The sequence below is a fragment of the Micromonospora sp. Utrum1 genome (genome assembly GCF_057197805.1).
In genome coordinates this window covers 2,712,950-2,731,583 of record NZ_CM170071.1, presented here as the reverse complement: position 1 = coordinate 2,731,583, position 18,634 = coordinate 2,712,950, and the positions used below count along the sequence as shown (strand labels likewise).

The 18,634-nt window shown below is 71.9% G+C and carries 10 protein-coding genes; 3 read left to right on the top strand and 7 right to left on the bottom strand.

The features are described from left to right. Nucleotides 1-84: 84 nt before the first annotated feature. From AC0OLQ_RS13040 to AC0OLQ_RS13020, 5 genes are all read right to left on the bottom strand, one after another. The gene (locus tag AC0OLQ_RS13040) at nucleotides 85-1,776 is read right to left on the bottom strand and encodes a family 43 glycosylhydrolase (RefSeq protein ID WP_484531510.1); all 1,692 of its coding nucleotides are present in this window, start codon (nucleotides 1,774-1,776) and stop codon (nucleotides 85-87) included. 101 nt (nucleotides 1,777-1,877) lie between these two features. Further along, nucleotides 1,878-2,879, bottom strand: a complete 1,002-nt coding sequence (locus AC0OLQ_RS13035) for a substrate-binding domain-containing protein (RefSeq protein WP_484531509.1) — start codon at nucleotides 2,877-2,879, stop codon at nucleotides 1,878-1,880. Between the two features lie 23 nt (nucleotides 2,880-2,902). After that, on the bottom strand, nucleotides 2,903-3,967 hold the full coding sequence (locus tag AC0OLQ_RS13030) for an ABC transporter permease (RefSeq protein WP_357340850.1): 1,065 nt from the start codon (nucleotides 3,965-3,967) through the stop codon (nucleotides 2,903-2,905). After that, nucleotides 3,964-5,502: a sugar ABC transporter ATP-binding protein gene (locus AC0OLQ_RS13025; protein ID WP_357340847.1), complete on the bottom strand. Its 1,539-nt coding sequence runs from the start codon at nucleotides 5,500-5,502 to the stop codon at nucleotides 3,964-3,966. The genes AC0OLQ_RS13030 and AC0OLQ_RS13025 overlap by 4 nt, the downstream gene beginning before the upstream one ends. Nucleotides 5,503-5,585: 83 nt before the next feature. Further along, nucleotides 5,586-8,837, bottom strand: coding sequence for a DUF2961 domain-containing protein (locus AC0OLQ_RS13020; protein WP_484531508.1), 3,252 nt, complete (start codon nucleotides 8,835-8,837; stop codon nucleotides 5,586-5,588). 257 nt (nucleotides 8,838-9,094) lie between these two features. Here AC0OLQ_RS13020 and AC0OLQ_RS13015 point away from each other — a divergent pair, with 257 nt between their 5' ends. From AC0OLQ_RS13015 to AC0OLQ_RS13005, 3 genes are all read left to right on the top strand, one after another. After that, nucleotides 9,095-10,177 (top strand): GTP-binding protein, encoded by a 1,083-nt coding sequence (locus AC0OLQ_RS13015; protein WP_484531507.1) that lies wholly within the window; start codon nucleotides 9,095-9,097, stop codon nucleotides 10,175-10,177. A 15-nt stretch (nucleotides 10,178-10,192) separates the two neighbouring features. Continuing rightward, nucleotides 10,193-13,873, top strand: coding sequence for a GH116 family glycosyl hydrolase (locus tag AC0OLQ_RS13010; RefSeq protein WP_484531506.1), 3,681 nt, complete (start codon nucleotides 10,193-10,195; stop codon nucleotides 13,871-13,873). A 167-nt stretch (nucleotides 13,874-14,040) separates the two neighbouring features. Continuing rightward, entirely contained in the window at nucleotides 14,041-15,039 is a 999-nt protein-coding gene (locus tag AC0OLQ_RS13005; RefSeq protein WP_357340838.1) for a LacI family DNA-binding transcriptional regulator, read from the top strand. Nucleotides 15,040-15,199: 160 nt separating this feature from the next. Here AC0OLQ_RS13005 and AC0OLQ_RS13000 read toward each other — a convergent pair whose 3' ends face one another. Together AC0OLQ_RS13000 and AC0OLQ_RS12995 are read right to left on the bottom strand one after the other, a co-directional pair. Then, nucleotides 15,200-16,834 carry a fucose isomerase gene (locus AC0OLQ_RS13000; protein WP_484531505.1) on the bottom strand — a complete coding sequence of 545 codons (1,635 nt, stop codon included), beginning with the start codon at nucleotides 16,832-16,834 and terminating at the stop codon, nucleotides 15,200-15,202. Further along, entirely contained in the window at nucleotides 16,831-18,369 is a 1,539-nt protein-coding gene (locus AC0OLQ_RS12995; protein WP_484531504.1) for an FGGY-family carbohydrate kinase, read from the bottom strand. The genes AC0OLQ_RS13000 and AC0OLQ_RS12995 overlap by 4 nt, the downstream gene beginning before the upstream one ends. Nucleotides 18,370-18,634: the final 265 nt, after the last annotated feature.

Below are 18,634 nucleotides of genomic sequence, written 5' to 3'. Positions count from 1 at the left end.
CGAACCGGTCAGCTCGCCCCACGCGCCCTTCACGGCCCCTCATGCGCCGACGGCCCCGGGGCCCGACGGCCCCGGGGCCGGAGGTTATGCCGCGCCGTTCAGTGAGGCGGCCAGCGCCTCTGCGAACCCGGTGTCGGCGGGCGCCCCGCTCACGCCGATGCGCCAGGTTCCGCCCGCGAGGTCGCCCACCGGCAGCGACCGCCCGCCCGGCTGCCACAGCGGCTGCCAGGCGATCGAGCCGCTCGGACGGTTGAACCACCGGTTGTCCTCGCTCCAGGCCGACCCGTCCCGGTACGCGACCGCCAGTGTGGTCGTGTCGTCCGTGGCGAGCGTCCACGGCGTGAAGCCCGCCGCGTCCCCGTCGCGATCGGCGCCGGCGGGGTCCGCGAGCCGGGGCAGGGCTGAGTCGATGTTCCAGGCGGCCTCCCAGACCGGCGCGCTGGTCGGGCCGGTCACGTGCCAGACGAGGTCGACGTCCACCGTGGTCGCTGCGAACCGGAAGCGCCAGTCGACGGTCACCGGCTCGTCGCCGAGCGGGATGCCGGCCAGGAGCGTGTCCGTGCCGTCGGCCGACACGGTAACCGTTCGGGCGGCGCCCGCCGTGTCGGTGGGCCCGAAGGTCCCGACGGCCAGGTAGGGCGCCGTGGAACGGAACGACGAGTCCGTCACGGGCCGGTACGCGCCTCGGCCGGTCGGGTCGGCCTCGTAGGAGACCAGCCGGGACTCGGGCGCGGTCTGCACGACGGCCCGGTAGTAGGGCGTGCTGACGAGCCGCCCCTTCGTCACCACCGGCGTACGCCAGTTCAGCGACGCCAGCCAGAGCCCGCCCTGACCCCACCCGGCGCCCGTGACGTACCACTGGCCGGTGCCGGAGTCGTCCTTGACCACCTCGGCGGCGTGCGCCTCGATCCGGCCGGCGAGCTGGTCGATGGTGAAGTGGAACGGGTCTTCGCTGCGGTACACACGGGTGTCCTGGTAGCCGCTCTCGCAGCAGACGAAGAGATACCACGAGCCGTTGTGGTGCACCACGAACGGCGACTCGGTCGGCCCGCCGAAGGTGCCGGTGGCCGGGTGTTCGAAGGCCGTCCTCCGGTCGCTCCAGTGCACGAGGTCATCGCTCGTGCGGTAGGCGACGATGTGGTGGCCACCGGCCGGGGTGCTGTTGGCGGTGTAGTACATGACCCACTGGTTGCCGACCCGGGTCACCATCGGGTCCCGACCGTCGAAGCCGTCGGTGAAGAGCGGGTTGCCCGGGTGCCGCGTCCAGGTCGTCAGGTCCTTCGACGTGGCGAGGTGCATGCGGTACGCCTCGTGGTCGGCGGTGCCGCCCGCGTAGAACATGTAGTAGGTGCCGCCGTTGAACAGCACGTACGGCGCCCAGATGTGCGTCTCCCCCGCGCTCGGGTCGGCCTCCAGGGCGAACGGCTGCTTCGTCCAGGGGCCACGGGGCGACGGCGCCGTGGCATGGCCGAAGAACTTTTCGTCCAACGGGTTGGCCGGCTCGGCGTGCGTGATGGCGAAGACGTGCCACAGGCCGGTCGCGCGGTCACGCACCATGGTGTGGTCGTTGTAGTACCAGCGCTCGTTCTCGCCGACGCTGGGGTCGTACACGTTGACGAACTCGCCGGCGGTGACCTGGACGGACCGGTTCTCATACGGCTGGTTGCTCGGCTCGGCGGGATCGGCGGCCCGGGCCGGCGCCGGGGCCACGATCAGTCCCAGGGCGAGGGCGAGCAGCGCGGACAGCCGGCCGACGTGGGACGGTGGGCGGGGCATGCGTTCCTCCAGAGCTCGACGGGTGGCGTGCTGGTGACCCGGACGTGTGCGCGGCCGCGCGGGTCCGCCGCCTGCCTCGGCGGCGGACCCGGGCCGAAGCTCTACTGCTTGCCGCCGAGCGTGGTGTAGACCTCCGCGGCGTTCTCCTTGGTGATCTGCTGGGTGCCGAGGGTGGTCGTCTTCGGGACGTCCTTGGCGCAGTCGACGAGGATCTTCTTGGCCAGGTCGATCGCCTCACGGCCGCCGGTGGGGTACTGGAACGTCGCCTGGAGGCGGCCCTGCTCGACGGCCTTGATCCCGCCGGAGGGGACGGGCAGGGCGTCGATCCCGGTGAACTTGATCGCGGTCTCCTTGCCGGCCGCCTTCGCCGCCAGATAGGCACCCTCGGCCATCGGGTCGTTGTGCGCGTACACCGCGTCGATCTGGGGATTCGCCTTGAGCATCGCGTCCATGACGCTCTGGCCCTTCTCCCGCAACCACTCGGCGGTCTGGCTCGCCACGATCTCGATCTTCGGGTTGCTCGCGATGCCCTCCCGGAAGCCCTGGGCGCGCTCGGCGGCCGGGGTGGAGCCCGGCAGGCCGGAGATCTCCACGACCTTGCCGCCCTGCGGCAGCAGCGTCTTCGCGTAGTACTCCCCCGCCGCCCGGCCGATCGCGACGTTGTCGCCGCCGATGAAGGCCGTGTACGCGTCACCCTCGACCTTGCGGTCCAGCACGATGACCGGGATGCCCTGGTCGTACGCCTTCTTGACCACCGCGGTCAGCGGCTTCGCCTCGTTCGGCGAGATGATCAGCAGGTTGATGCCCTGGGAGAGGAAGTTCTCCACGTCGGCCACCTGCTTGCTGTTGTCCTGCGCCGCGTCCGAGACGACCACCTTGAAACCGGGCACGGACTTCGCGGCGTTGCTCACGTCGTCGTTCATGACCTGCCGGTACGGCTCGGCGTTGTTGGCCTGGGACATGCCGATCAAGAATTCCTTGCCGCTGCCGCACTTCGCCGAGGCGTCGGAGCTCTTGCCGGGGTCGTCCTCGACGCTGCACGCCGAGGTGGCGACGAGCGCGGCCAGCGCCAGGACCGTGGCGGCTCTTCGGGTGTAACGCATGGTTTCCTCCGTTGGGTGGTGGGTCAGGCGATGCGGGGACGTAGCTTCTGCAGCGCGGCGGCAGCCACGATGACCAGGCCCTTGACGACCAGCTGCACGTTCGCGTCGATGTTGTTGAGAGCGAGGATGTTGTTGAGGATCCCGAGCAGCAGCGCGCCGGCGATGGTGCCGCCCATCGATCCACTGCCACCGGCGAGGCTCGTCCCGCCGATGACCACGGCCGCGATCGCGTCCAGCTCGTAGCCGGCGCCGTCGTTCGGGCTGCCCTGGTTGAGCTGCCCGGCGTGGATGATCCCGGCCAGCGCGGCGAGCAGGCCGGAGATCGCGAAGACGGTGATGCGGATGCGGCGCACCGGCACGCCGGAGAGCCGGGCGGCCTTCTCGTTGCCGCCGATGGCGTACACGTGCCGGGCGAAGGCCGTGCTGCGCAGCACCAGCAGCGCGCCGACGCCGATGGCGAGGAACAGCAGGGCCGGCACCGGGAGGATCCCGTTGATCGACCCGCTCAGCATCGAAAACGCCTCCGGGGCCTCCTGCGGCCCGTCGCCGTAGGCGATGGGGATGCCCAGCCCGCCGGACCACATCCGGGCGATACCCCGGGCCGCCTGCAGGCCGGCGAGGGTGACGATGAACGACTGGATGCCGAGCCGGGCGACGATCGCGCCCTGGGTCGCGCCGAACGCGGCGCCGATGAACAGCACGATCAGGACCGTCGGCAGGATGCCCATGCCGCTGTCGACCATCAGGGTGGCCGACCCGACCGCGGCGAGCCCGAGCACCGCCCCGACGGAGAGGTCGATCCCGCCGATCAGGATCACGAACGTCATCCCGACCGCGATGATGCCGATCTCCGAGACCGCCCGGACGATGTTGGCGAGGTTCCCGGAACTGAGGAAGACGTTCTCGCCGTTGCGGACGGGCGACACGGCGATCGCGATGACGAAGACGGCGACCAGGCCGAACAGGCTCTGGAACCGGAAGAAGCTGTCGACGATCGCGTGCCGGTCCCGCGGCAGCCGGATCGGCCGGCGGCGGGGCGGTGTCTCGGGCGGCGCTTCGGCGACGGCGGTGGGGCTGGGCGGGTTCATCGGGCCTCCTTGGCATCGTCCCCGTTGGCCGCGGCGAGGATCGCTTGTTGGGTGGCGGACGCGCGGGGCAGCGCGGCCACGGTGCGACCGCGGTGCAGGACGACCACCCGGTCACAGAGGCTGAGCAGCTCCGGCAGTTCGGACGAGGCCAGCAGGATCGCCATGCCGGTGTCGGCGAGTTGGTGCAGCAACCGGTAGATCTCGGCCTTGGCCCCGATGTCGACGCCTCTGGTCGGCTCGTCGAGCAGCAGCAGCCGCGGTCGCGTCAGCAGTTGCTTGGCGAACACGACCTTCTGCTGGTTGCCGCCGGAGAGCGTGGCGGCGGCGACCGCTGGCGAGGCCGCCTTCACCGCCAGGGCCCTGAGCTGCCCGGCCACCGTCTGCTTCACCGCCTGCCGGCGTACGAGGCCGAGCGTCGTCAGCGACGACAACGCGGAGAGCACGACGTTGTCGGTCACCGAGTGCTCGAGCATCAGTCCGGCGCCACGCCGGTCCTCGGGGACGAACGCCACCCCGCGCGCCAGGGCCGACCGTGGGCCGTGCGGGCGGTACCGGCGGCCGTCGATCGTCACCTGGCCGTCCCGGGGGCCGGAGGCCCCGGCACCGAAGAGCGTCTCGAGAAGTTCGGTACGGCCCGCGCCCATCAGACCGGCGAGTCCGACGATCTCGCCGGAGCGCACCGTGAGGTCCACCCCGGCCGGCTCGGTCCGCCCGGGTGTCGGCCGGCGTGGCGTCACGGCGAGTCCGCGTACGTCGAGCAGCACGTCCCCGGGTTCGTTGCGCCCCTCTCCGTAGAGCGCGTCGACCGACCGGCCGACCATCAGCTGGATGATGTCGTCGCGGGAGGCGGTCTTCGGGTCGACGCTGCCCGCGACGCTGCCGTTGCGCAGCACGGTGACCCGGTCCGCGACGACCTCGATCTCCGCCATCCGGTGCGAGATGTAGACGATGCCGACGCCGGCCCGGCGCAGCTCCGCGATCGTCGCGAAGAGGCGTTCGACCTCGGCGTCCGCCAGCGCGGCGGTCGGCTCGTCCATGATCAGCACCCGCGCGTCCAGCGACAGCGCCCGGCCGATCTCGACCAGCTGCTGCTCGCCGACGCGCAACGACCCGACGAGCCGCCGCGGGTCGAGGTCGGCGCCGAGCGTACGCAGGTGGTCCGTGGCCTGCCGGCGCATCCGCCGGAGGTCGACGGTGCCCACCCGGGTGCGCGGCTCGCGCCCGAGGAACATGTTCTCCGCGATGGACAGCCCGGCCACCAGGTCGAGCTCCTGGTGGATCGTGGCGATGCCGGCGCGTTGGGCGCCGGCCGGGCCGCCGAAGCTCACCGGCTGCCCCTCGACCTCAATGGTGCCGTCGTACTCGGTGATCACGCCGGAGAGGATGTTGATCAGTGTCGACTTGCCGGCGCCGTTCTCGCCGAGCAGCGCGTGCACCTCACCCGCGCGGACGGTGAGGTCGATGTCGCGGCAGGCGTGCACACCGCCGAACCGCTTGCCGATGCCGGTCATCCGGACCAGCGGGCTTTCTGTCATGCGGCACCTCGTGGGTCGTTGCGGGTCAGCTGCGGGTCGGGCCGGAGCCGCCGGGCCCGGGTGGACCCGGCGGCTCCGGTCGGTCACGAGACGAGCCGCGCCTCGACGTAGTCGAGCCCAGCGAGGTAGCCGACCGAGGCGGCGGCCTTGCCGGTCACGGTGAGCGTGAGCGTGTGCCGGCCCGCCGTCAGCTCCCTCCGGCCGTAGTCGAGCGGGTCGCTCACGACCACCTCCGGCGAGTGGTACGCGTCGAAGGCCGGCCCGATCCGGGCGCCGTCGATGGCCACCGTGTTGGTGCCGTAGTCCCGGGCCAGCGTCTGCACGAGGCGCAGGTCGTAGGTCCCGGTGGTGGGCACGGTGAAGTTGACGGTGACGCTCTGGTTCGGCCCGTTCGCGTGGAACCACAGCTGCGCGCTCTGCGACCAGTGGATGCCGCAGCAGTCGCCCTGCGGGTCCGCCGGCGCGTCGGCGCTGACCGCGGGCAGGAGCGATTCACCCTCGATCCGCAGTGTGTCGCCGGTGGTGGCCGAGGCGGTCGGCGAGTACGGCCCCGCGTTGCCGGCCGCGTCCACCGCGCGCACCCGGTAGTACCAGGTCTCGCGCAGCCCCAGACCCGCGTGCTCGAAGCTGGGGCGGGTCGTGGTGCCGACGCGGTTGTCCGGCCCCGGCGTGAAGTCCGCCTGGCGGGAGGCGAACACCTCGTACCGGGGGGCGTAGACGTCGTCGGGGGCCGGCTGCCAGGCCACGGTCACGGCGTTGGTCGTGCCGCTGGTGGCGGTGAGCCCGCTGACCGCGCCCGGCGGCTGGTCGTCGGTGAACGGGGTGACCAGGCTGAGCACCGCGTACCGGGCGGCGGACCAGGCCGGAGCACCGGCGGTCGGCGTCAGGGTGACGGTCACCGCGTCCCGGCCCCGGGTGAGCGCGGCCGGGAGCCGGTACTCGTCCTCCAGCCACCGGTGCGACGTGTTGGCCAGCGGCTGCGACCAGGTGCCGGCGTCACGCCCGTCGACCTGGACGGCCACCGACTGGTACCCGGCCGACTGGTCGCCGACGCGGCGCAGGACCGCGCCCGCGTTGTCCTCGTCGAGGGCCACCCGGAACCGGATCGGGTCGCTGGAGGCACGGACGTCGTCGGTCGCCGGTCGGGGCGCGCCGTCGTCGCCCTCGAAGGTCGCCGTGAGCACCGTCCGGTCACCGCCGGAGGCGTACTGGTGGGCCACCTCGCTGGCGGTGTCGCCCACATCGACCGTGTCCGTCCAGCGCTGCCCGACGGTGTCCTGGCCGTACCAGTAGGCGGTGGAGCCGTACCGGGCCGGGTCCTGGTCGCCCGGGCCGTGCTCGATGCCGAACCGCAGTCCGGTCGAGAACGCCACCGACTCCGCGAGCGTGAGCCGGTACGCCCCGGTGCAGTCGTACTGGCAGCCGTAGTTGGCGACCTCGTGGGCCGGGTTGCCGTTCATCGGCGCGGAGAACGTGCCGTGGTTGAAGTACCAGCCGCTCTCGTAGAAGTCCTCGGTGCCGGTGCCGTGGATGCTCGGGCTCTGTGCGCCGTCCACGTAGACGCGCTCGTCACCCTCCAGGTAGTTCCGCTGGTTGCCGGCGGGGATGTGCCCCTCCATGGTGTGGGTGACGCCCACGAACTTCCCCCGCCCCGCGACGTCGAGAAAGAGGTGGTCCGCTCCCGGCGTGGTGTCGGCGCTGGTCGCGGTCGCCCGGAAGTAGCCGGTGTCGCTGGTCGGTCGCAGGGCCGCGGCCCAGCGGGCGGACGCCGCGGTGGTCACGGTGGCCACCGACGGTTTGATCGCCACGTCGGACCCGTTGCGCAGCTCGATCGACCAGCGCGACCGGTACGGCATCGGCCACCAGGCCGACAGCGTCGCGGTCGCCGGGTCGACGCCGAACATCAGGGACCGGACGGAGTGCAGCCCGAGGCCGGTGCCGAAGAACTCGCCGAGCGGGGCGTCGACGGTGGTCTTCCCGTCGAACGAGATGCGCAGCCGGGTGCCACGCAGTACCGCGTCGGACGCGGCGACGGCCGCCTTGCGCTCGTCGTCGGCCGGGTAGGAGGAGGTGTTGCTGCCCTGCCAGGTCTGCGCCGTGATCCGGTAGGCGTGCGCCGCCTCGACGTCGGTGTGCGCCGGGCCCAGGTCGACGGTGTCGGTGCGCTTCGCGACGCCGGAGACGAGGCTGTCCACCCAGTACGTGAACTCGTTGACGTCGAGGTCGGACGAGACGAACTCGTTGCGGATGGTCAACTTCGCCTTGCCGGCCGTGGCGCTCGCCGGCAGCTCGACGGTCTGGTCCAGCCAGGTGCCGAACGGCACCGGGTCGTTGGCGGGCCACTCAGCGACCGGTACGCCGTCGACCAGGATCCGCGCCCGCTGGTGCCCGATGTGCGGGTCGAGCCGGCGGGTGAGCCGTACGCCGGTGTTGGCCGGGTCGACGGCGACGGTGAACTCGCTGCCCCCGCCGGGGCCGAAGGCGCGGCCGTCGTCGGCGATCGGCTGGGGCGCGCCGACGAGCTGCGGGATCTTCAGCTGGAGTGCGGTGATCGCGCCGGGGCCCACGCCACTGGCGAGGGTCGCCCGGCCGCCCGCGGGGACGGCGAAGGCGCGCTCGGTCGCCGTGGCGCCCGGCTGGGCGGGCTTGGGGTCGCGGGTGCCGGCGGCCTTGAGCTGCGCGATGACGTCCTCGGCTCGGTCGCTGGGGTCGAAGGTGCTAACGCCGTCCGGGGTGGTGAACTTCCGGTAGGAGACGTGGTGGAAGATCGGGTTCTTCTCGGTGGTGACCAGCATCGAGCTGCGGTAGGTCATGGGCGCCTTGATGTAGACGCCGCCGGAGCTCTGCGCCGCGTTGGCGACCACCGGGTAGACGAAGGGGGCACCGAGCTTGCCGTCCACGACATCCTGGAGCTTGGCGTCGAGCACGGTCTTTCCGTCGAGGACGACCTTGATGGTGCCCGTCGCGGAGACGTTGCCCTCGTCGCGGGTGAACCAGATGGAGTCGATCTCGCCGGCGCCGGTCGCCTCGGCGATGACGCAGCCGTCGGCGCTGGTGCGCAGGCACGAGTACCGGCCGGAGAAGCCGTCGTCGTTGCCGCCGCTGCGGTCGAAGCTGGAGAACTGGTAGGCCCGGGCTCCGTCGGTGAGTTCCGGGAGCCGGTCGAGTCGGCGGTAGACGTCCCAGCCGACGGGGCCGTTCGTGGTCGGGCCGGTGGAGGCCGAGGCCGGCGCGGTGAGACCGACGACGGCCGAGCCGGCGATGAGCGTCGCCGCGGCGGCGGCGCCGAGCAGCCGCCTGGGCGAGGTACGTGGTGCGCGGGTGGTGGGTGTCATGAGTCGCCTTCCACATCGGTGGGTGGGGCGGGCCGTGAGGTGCGGCAGACAAGGAATCGATTTCTCGCTGCAGTTGCGATCAGGTTAGGCAGCCGTCGCGCGGCGGTCAATCCTCCAGTGCTGACGGCGAGGTCGGCGGCGGTTCGACGTTGACAGCCCCACCCGCCGCTCCTATGGTCCTCGATCAGAACCGAGCAAACGATTTCTCGCTCACGAAAGCGCACCGCGACCTCGCGGAGCGCTGGGAGGGGGCAGCCGTGCCCCGACTCGTCGTCCTCACCGGATTCCTCGGCGCTGGCAAGACCACCACCATGCTGGCCGCCGGACGGCTGCTCACCGCACGCGGCGGCCGGGTCGCGGTCATCACCAACGACCAGGGCAGCGACCTGGTCGATACCCAACTGGCCCGGGACGCCGTGCCCGACGTCGGCGAGGTGACCGGCGGCTGCTTCTGCTGCCGCTTCGAGGACCTCGCCGACCTGGTGACGGACCTGCTCGACACCGGGCGGGCCGACACCATCCTGACCGAGGCCGTCGGCAGCTGCACCGACCTGCAGGCGACGGTCGTCCGCCCCCTGCGGGCCCGCTACGGCGACCGCCTCACGCTGGCTCCCCTCACCACGATCGTCGATCCGGCCCGCATCGGCGCGCTCGACGGCGACCTCGGCTACCTGTTCGACCGCCAGCTCGCCGAGGCGAACCTCATCGCGGTCAACAAGTCCGACGCCCTGCCCCGCGCCGAGTTCAACGCGCTGCTCGACCAGATCCGGCGCGGCTACCCCGACGCCGACGTCCTCGGCTACAGCGCAAGCCGCGGCGAGCACGTCGATGAGCTCGTCGCGCGGTGGACCGGCGACCCACCGCGCGGCCGGGACGTGGACCTGGACGTCGACTACGACCGGTACGCCGCGGCGGAGGCGCGGCTGAGCTGGCTCAACCAGGTGTGGCACGTCTCGGCCGACGGCGGGTTCTCCGCGCGACGCTGGGCACACGTCGCCCTCGAATCGCTCTCCGCCGCCTGCGCCCGGCGGGGAGACGTCATCGGTCACGCCAAACTCGCCGTCCAGTCGCCCGCCGGACTGATCCGCATGAGCGTCGTGGCCGCCGGGGACCCACCGCGGCAGGAGCCCGCCAGGCGTGACGAGCCGCCGGTGGCCCGCGCCACCGTGCTGGTCAACGTCCGCGCCACCTGCCCACCGGCGGACCTCGAATCACTGGTACGGGCCGCCGCCTACGACGCCGACCTCGCGGCCGGCGCCGCCGCCCGGCCCGGCCCGGCGAACGCCTTCGCGCCGTCCTACCCCCGCCCCGTGCACCGTCTCCCGGCCACACCGGCCTGACCGTCAGGAGCACCCATGGCAGACCACTCGTACGACCAGTGCTGTCCCGGCAACGCCTGCAGCCCGAACCGCCGACAGTTCCTCACCCTCTCCCTCGGCCTCACCGCCGGCACCGTGCTCGCCGGCTCCCGGGCCGAAGCCGCCGCCGCCCTCGGCGTACCCGAGGATCGGCTGATCGCCGTACCGGTCGACAAGGCGTTGCCACCCGACTGGTCCACGGCGCTGTACGGCCGGGGCGAGCCGACCAGCTACGAGGGCACCGACCTCCGCTGGCTCGGCATGCCGGTCGGCGGTGGCGCCACCGGCCAGCTGTACCTCGGCGGCGACGGGCGGCTGTGGAACTGGGACATCTTCAACCGACCGGCGGCCGGCACCACCGACGTCGGGTACGCGAGCCCTCGCCAGCCCGCCTCGCCCCTCCGGCACGGCTTCGCGCTGCGGACCCGGTCGGGCGGACGGGTCGAGACCCGCGCAATCGACGCCACCGGCTTTGATCAGGTGCGTTTCACCGGGCAGTACCCCATCGGCACGGTCCGGTACCGGGCCGCCGACGCCCCGGTCGAGGTGACCCTGGAGGCGTTCTCGCCGTTCGTGCCGCTGTCGGTCGCGGACTCGACGCTGCCGGCGACCGTGCTGGCGTACACGCTGCGCAACACGTCGGACCGGACGGTGGACGCCACCCTGCTCGGCTACGTCGAGAATCCCGCCTGTCTGGACACCAGGACGCAGCGCGGGATCATCCTGCGGTCGATGGCGTTCGGCGACCGGTCGCTGCGCGGAGTCCGGTTCTCAGCCGCCGAGCAGACCGAGACGGCCGACCGCCCCGACGTCGTCTTCGAGGACTGGGAGCGGGACACCTACGACGGCTGGACCGTCGAGGGCGACGCTTTCGGCGCCGGCCCGGTGCTGGTCTCCGAGATCCCGGACTACATGAAGGGCGGCGGGCCGCTCAACGCGACCGGACAGCGATTCGTCACCTCGCACGACTTCCGTGGGGCCAACGGCGACATCGGCCGGGCCGACGCGCCGACCGGCAAGCTCACCAGCGCCCCGTTCACGGTCTCGCGCAAGTCGATCCGGCTGTCCATCGGCGGCGGCAGCCACCCCGGCCAGACCTGCGTCAACGTCCTCGTCGACGGCGCGGTGGTCGCCACGGCGACCGCCCGCAATGCCGAGGCGATGCACAGCGTCTACCTGGACGTCTCCGCACACGAGGGGAAGTCCGCGGTCATCGAGGTCGTCGACGCCCACACCGGCGGGTGGGGCCACGTCAACGTCGACCGGATCGTGTTCACCGACGTGGCGCCCCGCCCGGAGATCGTGTTCGAGGACTGGGAGCGCGACACCTACGACGGCTGGACCGTCGAGGGCACCGCGTTCGGCGCCGGCCCGGTGCTGGTCTCGTCGGTGCCGGACTACATGAAGCGCTTCGGCGATCTCGGCGCGTCGGGGCAGCGGTTCGTGACGTCGCACGACTTCCGCGGCTCCGGCGGCGACTCGGGCCGGGCCGACGCCGCCACCGGAAAGCTGACCAGCCGGCCGTTCACCGTCGAGCGCCGCTACGTCAACGTGGCCGTGGGCGGCGGGAGCCACCGCGACAGCACGTGCGTGAACCTGCTGGTGGACGGCGCGCTGGTGGCCAGCGTGGCCGGCCGCGACGCGGAGCCGGTCAGCGTGGCGACGATGAACCTGTCCGCGTACCAGGGCCGCACGGCGGTCATCGAGATCGTGGACGCGGACACCGGCGGGTGGGGGCACGTCAACGTCGACCGCATCGTGTTCAGCGACGTGCCGACGGACACCCGGCCGCTGGACCAGGTGCCCGACAACGGCACGCTCGTCCTCGCCGCGCTCGACGGCCGGGCGGTGACCCGCCCGTCGCTCGCCGGGTGGGACACCCTCGACGAGGTGTTCGCGGCGGAGGCCGGCCCCGCGGAGGTGGACGGCTCGCTGGCCGGGCAGGCCGGATCGGTGAGCGTGGCGGTCCGCCTCGCGCCCGGCCAGAGCCGCAGCGTGCGATTCGTGCTCGGCTGGCACTTCCCCGTGCCGGACCGCGTCTCGCTCGGCTTCCTGCGCGGCTCGGACAGCCTGCGCCGGCACTACGCGACCCGGTTCGCCGACGCCCGGGCGGTGGTGGAACACGTCGCCCACGACCTCGAGCGGCTGGAGGCCGACACCCGCACCTGGGTGAAGACCTGGTACACCGACGCCACCCTGCCGCACTGGTTCCTGGAGCGCACCCTGGCTCCCGCGTCGACGCTCGCCACCAACACCTGCTACCTGTTCGACGACGGACGGTTCTACGGCTGGGAGGGGGTGTACTGCTGCCCGGGCACCTGTGAGCACGTGTGGAACTACGCCCAGTCCATCGCCCGGCTCTTCCCCCAGCTGGAACGCGACACCCGCAGCAGGGTGGATCTCGGCATCGGATTCCACCCGGACACGGGCCAGATCGGCAACCGCGCCGAGGCCGACATGGGCTGGGCCACCGACGGCCAGTGCGGCACGATCCTGCGCTGCTACCGGGAGCACCTGACCGCGCCGGACGACACCTACCTGCGGCTGAACTGGTCCCGGCTACGGCGCGCGCTGGAATGGATCATGGAACACGACGCGGGCCCGGACGGCACGCTCGACGGCCCGCAGCCGAACACGCTCGACACCACCTGGTACGGCCAGATCGCCTGGATCACCGGCATGTACGTCGCGGCCCTGCGAGCGGGCGCGGCGATGGCCGACGAGGTGGGCCAGGCCGAGTTCGCCGACCGGTGCCGGGCCCTCGCCGATTCCGGCAGCCGGCACCTGTCCGCGGAACTCTTCAACGGCGAGTACTTCATCCAGGAGGTCGACCCGGCCCACGCCGACGTGATCAACAGCAATCGGGGATGCCACATCGACCAGCTCTTCGGGCAGAGCCTCGCCGGTCAGCTCGGGCTCCCCCGTGTCGTGCCCGCGGAGCAGGCCGTCAGCGCCCTGAAGAGCCTCTACCGGTACAACTTCACACCCGACCACGCCGCCTACCGGGAGGGCAGCGTCATCCCGGGCGGACGCTGGTTCGCGATGGACCACGAGTACGGCATGCTGATGACCACCTGGCCGCACGGTGGCGCCGACACCGCGGCCGGGACCCCGGCGAGCTGGGCCGCCATGTACTTCAACGAGGTGTGGACCGGCCAGGAGTACCAGGTCGCGGCGCACATGCTCCAGGAGGGCCTGGTCGAGGAAGGGCTCACCCTCACCCGGGCCGTGCACGAGCGGTACGCCGCCGGCAAGCGCAACCCGTACAACGAGATCGAGTGCGGCGACCACTACGCCCGGGCCATGGCCAGCCACGGTGTCTACCTGGCGGCCTGCGGATTCGAACACCACGGCCCCCGCGGCCACATCGGGTTCGCGCCCCGGATCAGCCCCGACAGGTTCGCCGCCGCGTTCACGACGGCGGAGGGGTGGGGCCTGTTCCGGCAGGAGCGCCACGGCGGGCACCTCACCGGTACGGTCGAGGTCCGCTACGGCCGCCTCCGGGTGTCCAGCGTCGCTCTCGCGGTGACCCGTTCCCCGGCACACGTGACCGTACGTCTGGGCAATCGCACGCTGCCGCATGACTGGTCGTGCCGGGACGGGCGCATTCTCGTTACCTTGGACGCCGAGGTCGTGGTCGGTCGGGGCGACGCCCTCCAGGTGATGCTCGACGGCTGAACGTGTCGGCGCTCGGCACGGCGTGTGTCGAGCGCCGGTGCGGAAAGCCCGTGACTATTCCGTCATTTTCCGCCCGTAAGATGCCCAGTCCCCGCACCGGCGACGGTGCGGGGAGCGGGCACTCGTTCTGGGGCTTGTCAGCGTAGGAATCCATCGGATGGAGGCGAATGGCGACGATCTACGACGTGGCGCGGCAGGCTCAGGTCTCGCCCGCGACGGTCTCGCGGGTGCTGAACGGCCGTACCACCGTCGATCCAGTCATGGCCGCTCGCGTACACCAGGCGATGCAGGACCTCGACTACCGTCCCAACGCGGTCGCCCGCAACCTGCGCCTGAGCCAGACCAGCCTCTGGGCGGTCATCATCTCCGACATCGGCAACCCCTTCTTCACCTCGATGGTGCGCGGGGTCGAGGACGTCGCGCAGAGCGCCGGCTACTCCGTGGTCCTGTGCAACACCGACGAGGACCCGGAGAAGGAGTCCCGGTACATCGCGGCGGTCCTCGCCGAACGGATGGCCGGCGTCATCATCTCCACGTCGGGCCGTTCGACGGTGATCAACCGGCTTGTCGAGGCCCGCATCCCGGTCGTGGCGATCGACCGTCAGCTGCGCGGCGTCACCATCGACACGGTGCTCGTCGACAACGTGCACGGGGCGGAGCTGGCGACCACGCACCTGCTCGACAACGGCTACCAGCGGGTCGCCTGCATCACCGGCCCCCGCCGGATCTCCACGGCCGCCGAGCGACTCCGGGGCTACCAGCGCGCGCTGCGGGCGCGCGGGCGAGAGGCGACCGACGCCCTCGTGCGGTACGCGGACTTCCGCGAGGAGGGCGGCTACCGGGCGATGGCCTCGCTGCTCGACGGCGACAACCCGCCCGACAGCGTCTTCGCCACGAACAACCTGATGACCGTGGGCGCCGTCGAATGCCTCGTCGACCGCGGCATCCGGGTGCCGGACGAGGTCGGGGTGGTCGGATTCGACGACATCCCCTGGGCCCACCTGGTCCGGCCGTCGCTGAGCACCGTCTCCCAGCCGACCTACGACCTCGGACGCGCCGCCGCCGGGCTGCTGACCGAGCGCATCGCCAACCCGTCGCGGCCGCCGTCGACCGTCACGCTCAGCACCGGGCTCCAGGTGCGCGACAGCTCCACCCGCCCGAGCTGACCGTTCGCCGGCACGCAGACGCGGGGAGACCGGGAGCCTGCACCAACCTCAGGCTCCCCGGACCCCTCATCACCACCCCAGCGCCTCGGCCGGAGGCGGCCGCGCTCGGGCCCGGCGACCCGGCCGGGCCCCACCACCGGCCGGGTCGTCGAGCGGGTACTCAGAGGTTGACGTCGCCGCAGAGGTGCACCTGGACGCCGAGCTCGGCGAACATCGCGGCCTTCACCCGCAGCGCCCGGTCGGCGGTCTCCGCGTCCGGGGCGTAGGCGACGTTCACGTGGTTGGCCTTGTGGCGGGCCATCAGCTGATCGCGGCCGACCCCGTGCAGCACGGCATGCATGATCGGCCACTGCGGGTTCGTGGCCTCCAGCCGGCGCCGGGTCTCCTCCTCCGGAAGCTCGACGACGGTCGCGCGACCGAGGTCGACGTGCAGCCCGCCGTCCATGATGAACACCCGCGACCAGACGATCTCGCCCGGCTTGGAGACCCCGCTCAGCGTGCCGCCGCCGAGCGGGAAGAACATCGGCGGCTGCCGCATGCTGTAGGACTTGTCGTACCCACCGTTGTGGGACGCCGGCACCGAGCCGGAGATCTCGAACACCCAGACGAAGTCGTCGCCGTAGGTCTCCCCCCACCGGATGTCGTGCAGGGTGGTGGCCGGGTCGAGGCCCATGGCGGTCCAGATGCGGTTGGTGACCAGCGAGTCGACGGCCACCCCCTCGTCGACCTCGTTGAAGTGCGGCAGCGGCGCGCCCGCGTAGAGCTCCCGGCTGCCGTCGCGGCTGCGCACCGGTGGCCGCTGGACGTTGTTGAGCAGCCCCTCGGCGAGGTCGCTGGCCGGGACGGTGTCCTTCAGCCCCTGCTGGTACTGGATGCCGACCGCGTCCAGGCCGAAGTCGTCCGCGATGCGCAGGGCCGCGATGTACATCTTGAACTGGCTCGTCAGCTGGGCGTCGGTGAGCTCGGTCGCCTCGTCGGTGCCGGTGTGGAAGGTCATCCCGGCCTCGTCCAGCCACCGGCGGACCGTGTGGGCCTCCTCGTCGGAGACCCGTGCCATCTCGGCGACCAGCGCGCTCTGCGACAGCCGCTCCTTGTAAATGCCCAGTGGGTTGATCAGCTCGTCGTCGAAGATCGCGTTGTACATCCCCATGCAACCCTCGTCGAAGACGCCGATGATGGCCTTCTCCCGGGCCAGCTGCGCGGCCAGGGCGCGACCGAGCTCGACCTCCCGGTCGTCCGGCAGGGCCGGCAGCTCGCGGACGTGACTGGTGTCGTGGCGCAGCTCGCCGGTCTCCAGCCAGGTGCGCAGCCCGTTGACCGCCCAGTCGTCGGTGAAGTCCCGGCTCCACAGCGCGGAGTGCCGCACGTCCGCCTTGGTGAGGCTCGCGGTGAGGTTGAGCAGGCCGACCAGGCCCGGGAACTCGCCGCTCCAGTTGGCCACGATGAGGATCGGCCCCCGGTGGCTGCGCAGGCCGGCCAGGACGTGGTGGCTGTACTGCCAGACCGCCTCGACCAGGATGAGCGGCGCGTCGACCGGGATGCGCTTGAAGACCTCGATGCCGGCCCGCTGGCTGTCGATGAAACCGTGGCCCTTGTCCGGATCGAACGCGTGGCCACGCTCGACCTTCCAGCCGAGCGCGTTGACCGCTGCCGTGAGGTCGGCCTCCAGTTGCTGCTGCGTGGGCCAGCACGTGACGTTCGCGCGGGGCCGGAGATCGCCACTGGCCACCGTGTAGACGGTGCCGGGCGCCGCGACGGGCGGCTCGGCCAGCACGGGCAGCGGGTAACTGGTCATGGGGCGACTCCTTCGGTGCGTGGGGTGGCGCTGGCCGCCGGCGGGCCGGCGGCCATGAGACGGTCCTGACGTGCAGCGAGCGCGTGCGCGACCCGCTTGGAACTCGTGTAGAGCTCCCGGTAGAGCCCGTAGAGCTCGTCGTAGTCGGCGGCCAGCTCCGCCCGGGGCTGCCGGATCTCCTTGACGGGGTTCCACGCCTCGATCGAGATGGGCCACCCGATCTGCGCGGCGAGGAACGCCGCTCCGTAGCTCGCGCCGATGGTCTGCGACGGGATGACCTGGGGACGTCCGGTGACGTCCGAGACGATCTGGGTCCACAACCCGCCCTGGGTGCCGCCGCCGACCGCCACGACCCGCCGGATGTCACCACCGCTCGCCTCGATCGTCTCGATGTTGTGACGTACGCCGAGAGCGGTCGCCTCGAGCGCGGCGCGGTACAGGTCACCGCGGGTGTGCGAGACGGTGAGACCGGCGACGACGCCCCGGGCCCGCGGATCCAGGATGGGGGTGCGCTCGCCCGCGAAGTACGGGAGCATGAGCAGCCCCTTCGCGCCCGGGCCGGAGGCCTCGGCCAGCCGGAGCAGCTCGGGATAGTTGGTCGAGCCGAACAGCTCCCGCAGCCAGGCCGTGATCGCGCCCGAGGTGGCCAGGCCGCCGGCGAGGTTCCGCGTCCCCGGCAGGGCGCCGACCGTGCCCCACAGCGACGGGTTCGTGAGGCGGGCGGTCACCGTGTGGACGAGGAACATCGTGGTGCCGTACATCAGCATCAGGTCGCCGACGCCCTGGGCGCCCACGCTGATCGCCTCCGACCAGGCGTCGATGGTGCCGGTGACCACCGGGACGCCCGCCGGCAGCCCCGCCTCTGCCGCCGCGCGCGACGTCACCGTCCCGGCCACCTCGCCGGGCCAGCGCAGCGGCGGCAGGGCCAGGTCGGGTGCGATCTCGTCGGCCCACGGCGCGTACCAGTCCTGGCTCTCGGTGTCGTAGAGCGGTGTGCACTGGCTGGCGGAGTGCTGATCGAGCACGTAGTGGTCTGTGAGTTTCCACGCGAGCCACGAGCTGGGCATGAAGAGCCGCCGGGCCCGGGCGAAGAGCTCCGGTTCGTTGTCGGCCACCCAGGCCACCTTGGCGCCCGCCGCCTGGCTGGACAGTGCCGAGCCGCACCGCCGGAGGATCTCCTCCGCGCCGAACCGCTCGGTGAGGCGCGCGATCTGCCGGGTCGAGCGGGTGTCGACGCCGTAGAGGATGGCCGGGCGCAACGGGGCGTTCGCGGCGTCCGTGAGCAGCACGCACGGACCCATGCCGCTCACCCCGACGGCGACGACGTCGGCGTCGCCGGGTGCGAGGAGCTCACGGCTGAGTGCGACGAACTCCTGCCACCAGACGTCCGCGTCCATCTCCACCCAGCCCGGTCGGGGGCGGCTCACCTCGTGTGCGCGGGTCGCGGAGCGGAGAACCCGGCCGTCGGCGTCGACGAGGACACCCTTGCTGCTCGATGTGCCGATGTCGACGCCCAGGACGGCCGCAACCTTCATGGCGCCACTGTTCCAGCAATCGATTTCCGAATCAAGACCGATCAGTCGGCGTCCTCCCCTACCGGGTCGGAGCACGCACGCTGGCATGCTGGCGTAACGCCTGATGAGGGCGGGTGTCGGCACGGCCAGGAGGAGCCGGCGGCGACGAGAAATCGTTAACTCACTTCGGGTCCTGGCGCGATCGAGCGCCGATCCCTCGGGATGGCGGCCGGGATCTCATGTGTGCGGGCTTAGCGGATGCCACCGCACTCGGGGGAACCTGGAT